Origin of the sequence: Streptomyces sp. NPDC003036 (assembly GCF_040611175.1) — a bacterium.
Taxonomy (GTDB): Bacteria; Actinomycetota; Actinomycetes; order Streptomycetales; family Streptomycetaceae; genus Streptomyces.
In genome coordinates this window covers 132,097-138,935 of record NZ_JBEXNO010000019.1, presented here as the reverse complement: position 1 = coordinate 138,935, position 6,839 = coordinate 132,097, and the positions used below count along the sequence as shown (strand labels likewise).

Annotated in this window: 5 protein-coding genes and 1 pseudogene; all 6 read left to right on the top strand. The window is 75.5% G+C overall.

Annotated elements, in window-relative coordinates; genetic code table 11:
• The coding region (gene cbiB, locus ABZX67_RS16650; protein ID WP_355360383.1) for an adenosylcobinamide-phosphate synthase CbiB at positions 1-772 on the top strand (772 nt) is incomplete at its 5' end.
• On the top strand, positions 769-2,283 hold the full coding sequence (locus ABZX67_RS16645; protein WP_355360380.1) for a cobyric acid synthase: 1,515 nt from the start codon (positions 769-771) through the stop codon (positions 2,281-2,283). The genes cbiB and ABZX67_RS16645, both read left to right, overlap by 4 nt.
• Positions 2,280-4,304: a putative cobaltochelatase gene (locus tag ABZX67_RS16640; RefSeq protein ID WP_355360377.1), complete on the top strand. Its 2,025-nt coding sequence runs from the start codon at positions 2,280-2,282 to the stop codon at positions 4,302-4,304. The genes ABZX67_RS16645 and ABZX67_RS16640 overlap by 4 nt, the downstream gene beginning before the upstream one ends.
• Positions 4,304-4,912: a cob(I)yrinic acid a,c-diamide adenosyltransferase gene (gene cobO / locus ABZX67_RS16635; RefSeq protein WP_355360374.1), complete on the top strand. Its 609-nt coding sequence runs from the start codon at positions 4,304-4,306 to the stop codon at positions 4,910-4,912. Before ABZX67_RS16640 ends, cobO begins: the two co-directional genes overlap by 1 nt.
• Positions 4,906-6,246, top strand: coding sequence for a cobyrinate a,c-diamide synthase (locus ABZX67_RS16630; protein WP_355360371.1), 1,341 nt, complete (start codon positions 4,906-4,908; stop codon positions 6,244-6,246). Before cobO ends, ABZX67_RS16630 begins: the two co-directional genes overlap by 7 nt.
• Positions 6,231-6,620: pseudogene (locus ABZX67_RS16625) on the top strand (cobalamin biosynthesis protein); the annotation flags it as partial. The gene ABZX67_RS16630 and the pseudogene ABZX67_RS16625, both read left to right, overlap by 16 nt.
• Positions 6,621-6,839 lie beyond the last annotated feature (219 nt).

Sequence of the window (6,839 nt, the reverse complement as noted above, 5' to 3'; positions counted from 1 at the left end):
CCGCATGGCGAGCGAGCGCTCCGCCTCCTGCATCGCCCGCACTTCCGCACCGAGTTCGAGGGTGTCCTCCTCGGCCGCCGCCACCGTGTGGTCCGTCGTCGGCGGTACGACGCTGGGCCGCGAGGCCCGCGCCATCGGCGGCGCGCTGGCCGCCGGGGACCTGGAGGTCGCCCGGGAGCGGCTGCCGCACCTGTGCGGGCGCGACCCGCAGGCCCTGGACGGCCCCGGCATCGCCCGCGCCGTCGTGGAGTCCGTCGCCGAGAACACCTCCGACGCCGTCGTCGGCGCCCTCGTCTGGGGCGCGGTCGGCGGCGTACCCGGGCTCGTCGCCTTCCGGGCGGTGAACACGCTGGACGCGATGGTCGGGCACAAGTCGCCGAAGTACCGCCGCTTCGGCTGGGCCTCGGCGCGCCTCGACGACGTGGCCGGCTGGCCCGGCGCCCGGCTCACCGCCGCCCTGGCGGCGGTCGGCGGCGGGGACCCGCGCGGCGCGGTACGCGCCTGGCGGGCCGACGCCGCCAAGCACCCGAGCCCCAACGCGGGCCCGGTCGAGGCGGCGTTCGCCGGCGCGCTGGGCGTACGGCTCGGCGGCACGCTCTCGTACGGCGGACGCGTCGAGCACCGGCCCGTACTCAACGGCGACGGGCGGGACGTCGAGGTGGCGGACATCGAACGCGCGGTGCGGCTGTCGCGCCGCGTGAGTGCCCTCACGCTCGCGGTGTGCGCGGGCGGGCGACTGGCGTACGGGGCGATCAAGCGGAGGCGTACATGAGCAAGGGTGGGGGGCTGCTCGTCGCGGGCACCACGTCCGACGCGGGCAAGAGCGTCGTCACGGCCGGCATCTGCCGCTGGCTGGTGCGGCAGGGCGTGAAGGTCGCGCCGTTCAAGGGGCAGAACATGTCCCTCAACTCCTTCGTCACGCGCGAGGGCGCGGAGATCGGCCGGGCACAGGCCATGCAGGCGCAGGCCGCCCGCGTGGAGCCGACCGCGCTGATGAACCCGGTGCTGCTCAAGCCGGGCAGCGACCGGTCCAGCCAGGTCGTGCTGATGGGCAAGCCGGTCGGCGAGCTCAGCGCCCGCGGCTACCACGGCGGCAAGCAGCGCGAGCTGCTCGAACCCGTCCTGGACTGCCTCCAGCAGCTGCGCGACACGTACGACGCCGTCATCTGCGAGGGCGCGGGCAGCCCCGCCGAGATCAACCTGCGGCGCACCGACATCGTCAACATGGGCATCGCGCGCGCCGCCCGCTTCCCCGTCGTCGTGGTCGGCGACATCGACCGGGGCGGGGTCTTCGCCCAGTTCTTCGGTACGACGGCGCTGCTGGCGCCCGAGGACCAGGCCCTGGTCGCGGGCTATCTCGTGAACAAGTTCCGGGGCGATGTGACGCTGCTGGAGCCGGGCCTGGACATGCTGCTGGGCCTGACCGGCCGCCGTACCCTCGGCGTCCTGCCGTACGCGCACGGCCTCGGCATCGACGAGGAGGACGGGCTGCGCGTGTCGCTGCGCGGCGCGGTGCGCGAGTCGGTCGTCGCGCCGCCGGTCGGCGAGGACGTGCTGCGGGTCGCCGTCTGCGCCGTACCGCTCATGTCGAACTTCACGGACGTCGACGCGCTGGCGGCCGAGCCGGGCGTGGTCGTGCGGTTCGTGGACCGGCCCGAGGAGCTGGCCGACGCGGACCTGGTCGTCGTGCCGGGGACGCGCGGCACGGTGAAGGCGCTGGCGTGGCTGCGCGAGCGGGGCCTGGCGGACGCACTGGTCCGGCGCGCCGCCGAGGGGCGTCCGGTGCTGGGCATCTGCGGCGGCTTCCAGGCCCTCGGCGAGCACATCGACGACGAGGTCGAGTCCCGCGCCGGTGAGGTGCCGGGCCTCGGGCTGCTGCCGGTACGGGTGCGGTTCGCGCCCGGCAAGACCCTCGCGCGGCCGGTCGGCGAGGCGCTCGGCGAGCCGGTCGAGGGGTACGAGATCCACCACGGCGTCGCGGACGTACGGGGCGGGGAACCGTTCCTGGACGGGTGCCGGGTCGGGGCCGTGTGGGGCACGCACTGGCACGGCTCCCTGGAGAGCGACGGCTTCCGCCGCGCCTTCCTCCGCGAGGTCGCGAGCGCGGCCGGCAGACGCTTCGTCCCGGCGCCGGACACGTCGTTCGGATCGCTGCGCGAGGAGCAGCTGGACACGCTCGGCGACCTGATCGAGGAGCACGCGGACACCGACGCGCTCTGGAAGCTGATCGAGCAGGGCCCGCCCACAGGACTTCCCTTCATCGCACCCGGAGCACCTTCATGAGCGCTGCACCCCACTACCCCTTCACCGCCATCGTCGGACAGGACGACCTGCGGCTCGGGCTGCTGCTGAACGCGGTGTCCCCGGCCGTCGGCGGTGTCCTCGTCCGCGGAGAGAAGGGCACCGCGAAGTCGACGGCCGTCCGTGCCCTCGCGGCCCTGATGCCGAACGTGGACGTCGTCCCCGGCTGCCGCTTCTCCTGCGCGCCCGGCTCCCCCGACCCCGGCTGCCCGGACGGGCCGCACACCGCCGCCGAGGCGGTGAGCCGCCCGGCCCGCATGGTCGAGCTGCCCGTGGGCGCCTCGGAGGACCGGCTGGTCGGCGCCCTCGACATCGAGCGGGCGCTCGCGGACGGGGTGAAGGCGTTCGAGCCGGGCCTGCTGGCGGACGCGCACCGGGGCGTGCTGTACGTCGACGAGGTCAACCTCCTCCACGACCACCTCGTGGACCTGCTCCTGGACGCCGCCGCCATGGGCGCCTCGTACGTCGAGCGCGAGGGCGTCTCCGTACGGCACGCCGCCCGCTTCCTGCTCGTCGGGACGATGAACCCCGAGGAGGGCGAGCTGCGGCCGCAGTTGCTGGACCGGTTCGGGCTGACCGTGGAGGTGGCCGCCTCGCGGGAGCCCGAGCAGCGCGTCGAGGTCGTACGGCGCAGGCTGGCGTTCGACGACGACCCGGCCGGTTTCGCGGCGCGGTGGGCCGGCGAGGAGGCCGCGCTGCGGGAGCGGATCGTGGCCGCGCGGGCGCTGCTGCCGTCGGTGACGCTGGGGGACGCGGCGCTGCGGCAGATCGCGGCGACGTGCGCGGCGTTCGAGGTGGACGGCATGCGCGCCGACATCGTGATGGCGCGGACGGCGACGGCGCTGGCCGCGTGGGCGGGGCGTACGGACGTCACGTCCGACGACGTACGGCAGGCGGCGCTGCTGGCGCTGCCGCACCGGCGCAGGCGCAACCCCTTCGACGCGCCGGGGCTGGACCAGGACAAGCTGGACGAGACGCTGGAGGAGTTCAAGGGCGACGACGACCCGGATCCGGACCCCGACCCGGGGCCCGACGGGCCCGGCGGCGGTCCCGGTGGGGGCGGTGTGCCTCCGCAGGGTGGTGAGCCGGAGGTCGCCCCCGACGAAGCCCCGGCTCCGGCCGACGCCCCCGCGCCCGCGCCCGCGCCTGGCCCCGGCGGTGCCGAGCAGGCGCCCGTCGCGGCCGCGGAGCCGTTCCGTACGAAGGTGCTCAGCGTCCCCGGCCTCGGCGAGGGGGCGGCCGGGCGGCGTTCCCGGGCGCGTACCGCGCACGGCAGGACGACCGGGGCGGTGCGTCCGCGCGGGGCGTTGACCAAGCTGCACCTGGCGGCGACCGTGCAGGCGGCCGCCCCGCACCAGCGGGCGCGCGGCCGGTCCGGGCCCGGGCTCGTCGTACGGCGCGACGACCTGCGCCAGGCGACGCGCGAGGGGCGCGAGGGGAACCTGGTGCTGTTCGCGGTGGACGCGTCCGGGTCGATGGCGGCCCGGCGGCGGATGAGCGCGGTGAAGGGTGCCGTGCTGTCGCTGCTCCTGGACGCGTACCAGCGGCGCGACAAGGTCGGCCTGGTCACCTTCCGCGGCTCGTCCGCCGAGGTCGTGCTGCCGCCCACGTCGTCCGTGGACGCGGCGGCGGCGCGGCTGGAGCAGCTGCCGACGGGCGGGCGCACGCCGCTCGCGGCCGGGCTGCTGAAGGCGCACGACGTGCTGCGCGTGGAGCGGCTGCGCGACCCGTCGCGCCGCCCGCTGCTGGTCGTCGTCACCGACGGCCGGGCGACCGGCGGCCCGGAGCCGCTGGCGCTGGCCGCGCGGGCGGCCGGGCTGCACGCCGCCGAGGGGACCGCGTCGGTGGTCGTGGACTGCGAGGCCGGGCCCGTACGGCTGGGTCTTGCGGCCGAGCTGGCCGCCCGGCTGGGCGGCACCGCCGTCACGCTCGACGAGCTGCGCGCGGACTCGATCGCGGGTCTGGTCAGGGACGTACAGGGAACTTCGAGGAGGGCCGCTTAATGCCGCAGGGACAGCCGACCGTCGTACCGGACGACGGGCTCACCACCCGCCAGCGCCGCAACCGCGCGCTGGTGATGGTGCACACGGGCGTGGGCAAGGGGAAGTCGACGGCCGCCTTCGGGATGGCGCTGCGCGCCTGGAACCAGGGCTGGCCGATCGGGGTGTTCCAGTTCGTCAAGTCGGCGAAGTGGAAGGTCGGCGAGGAGAACGCCCTCAAGGCGCTCGGCGAGACCGGCAAGGGCGGGACCGTCACCTGGAACAAGATGGGCGAGGGCTGGTCCTGGATCCAGCGCGAGCCGGCCGAGGGCGAGCAGTCGCACGAGGACAAGGCGCGCGAGGGCTGGGAGCAGGTCAAGCGGGACCTCGCCGAGGAGAGGTACAAGTTCTACGTCCTCGACGAGTTCGCCTATCTGCTGCACTGGGGGTGGATCGACACCGCCGAGGTGGTGGAGGTGCTGAAGAACCGGCCCGGTCAGCAGCACGTGGTGATCACCGGCCGCAACGCGCCGCAGGAGCTGGTGGACTTCGCCGACCTCGTCACCGACATGTCGAAGGTCAAGCACCCGATGGACGCGGGTCAGAAGGGCCAGCGGGGCATCGAGTGGTAGCGCGTCTCGTCATCGCCGCGCCGTCGTCGGGCGCGGGCAAGACCACGGTCGCGACGGGCCTGATGGCCGCGTTCGCGGGCCGTGGTCTCGCGGTGTCGCCGCACAAGGTCGGCCCCGACTACATCGACCCGGGCTACCACGCGCTGGCGACGGGCCGCCCGGGTCGCAACCTCGACGCGTACATGTGCGGTACGGAGCTGATCGCACCGCTCTTCGCGCACGGCGCGCACGGCTGCGACCTGGCCGTCGTGGAGGGCGTGATGGGCCTGTACGACGGCGCCGCCGACCAGGGCGAGCTGGCGTCCACGGCGCAGGTGGCGAAGTTGCTGCGGGCGCCGGTGGTGCTGGTGGTGGACGCGTCGTCGCAGTCGCGGTCGGTGGCGGCGCTGGTGCACGGCTTCGCGTCCTGGGACCCGGAGGTGCGGATCGGCGGGGTGATCCTGAACAAGGTGGCCACCGACCGGCACGAGCACCTGCTGCGCGAGGCGCTCGGGGAGTCCGGCGTGCCGGTGCTGGGCGTGCTGCGGCGCGCCCCCGCGGTGTCGACACCGTCGCGGCACCTGGGCCTGGTGCCCGTGGCCGAGCGGCAGGCGGCCGCCGTGGAGGCGGTCGCGGCGCAGGCCGAACAGGTGCGGCGGGGCTGTGACCTGGACGCGCTGCTGGCGCTGGCCCGGTCGGCGCCGCCGCTCGCGGCGGAGGCCTGGCGCCCGGACGTGGAACCGGTCGCGGGTGCCCGGCCCGTGGTGGCCGTCGCCGGCGGTGCCGCCTTCACCTTCTCGTACGCGGAGCACGCCGAGCTGCTGGGCGCGGCCGGCGCGGAGGTCGTGCCGTTCGACCCGCTGCGGGACGAGGAGTTGCCGGCGGGGACCCGCGGCCTCGTCATCGGCGGCGGCTTCCCCGAGGTGTACGGCTCCGAGCTGTCGGCCAACGCGCGGCTGCGCGAGACGGTCGCGGGCCTGGCCGCGTCGGGGGCGCCGGTCGCGGCCGAGTGCGCCGGACTGCTGTATCTGGCACGGTCGTTGGACGGGCAGCCGATGTGCGGGGTGCTGGACGCGGACGCGCGCATGTCGGAGCGGCTGACGCTGGGGTACCGGGACGCGGTCGCCGTGAGCGACAGCCCGCTGGCGGCGGCCGGGACGCGGATGCGGGGGCACGAGTTCCACCGCACGGTGCTGGAGCCGGCGGCGGGGCCATCGCCGGCGTGGGGCCTGCGTCAGCCGGAGCGCCGGGTGGAGGGCTTCGTGCAGCGGGGCGTGCACGCGAGTTACGTGCACACGCACTGGGCGGCCATGCCGGAGGCGGCGCGGCGGTTCGTGGAGTACTGCGCGCGGTGACGTGGCTGGTGGTCGTCGGGGTGGGCGCGGGGCGGGGCGTGTCCGCCGACGCGGTGCTCGGGCTGATCGAGGAGGCGCTGCGGGAGGCGGGGCTGCCGGTGGGTGAGGTGGCCGAGGTGGCCACGCTCGACACGAAGGCGGACGAACCGGGCATCGTGGCGGCGGCGGCGCGGCTCGGGGTGCCGCTGAGGACGTACGCGGCGCGGGAGTTGGCGCGCGTCGCCGTACCGCATCCGTCGGACGCCGTGCGCGGTGCCGTCGGGACGCCGTCGGTGGCGGAGGCGGCGGCGCTGGCGGGCGGCGGCGAACTGCTCGTACCGAAGCGGAAGGCGGCCGGGCGGCCGGCACGGGTGACGTGCGCGGTGGCGCGCAGGCGGTTGTTGAATGTGGTGCCCGGGTACACGGGTGGGGAAACGGCGTTGACAGCACGGCCGGCGCCGGAGTCTTTAGACAGGGAACGCACAGGAACTCCGTCCACCCCCTGAGGCGGCCTCCGGGTCACCCTCCGGGCCGTCCTCCGAGTCATCCCCTGGGTCACCCCTTGAGCCACCCCTTGAGTCACCCCGGTGATCCCTCCCCCACTCCCCCACCCA

What these genes read in the sequence shown, in the direction of transcription:
- cobO (WP_355360374.1), top strand. Translation starts at nt 4,304, where the DNA reads ATGCCGCAGGGACAGCCGACCGTCGTACCGGACGACGGGCTCACCACC.
- ABZX67_RS16645 (WP_355360380.1), top strand. Translation starts at nt 769, where the DNA reads ATGAGCAAGGGTGGGGGGCTGCTCGTCGCGGGCACCACGTCCGACGCG.
- ABZX67_RS16640 (WP_355360377.1), top strand. Translation starts at nt 2,280, where the DNA reads ATGAGCGCTGCACCCCACTACCCCTTCACCGCCATCGTCGGACAGGAC.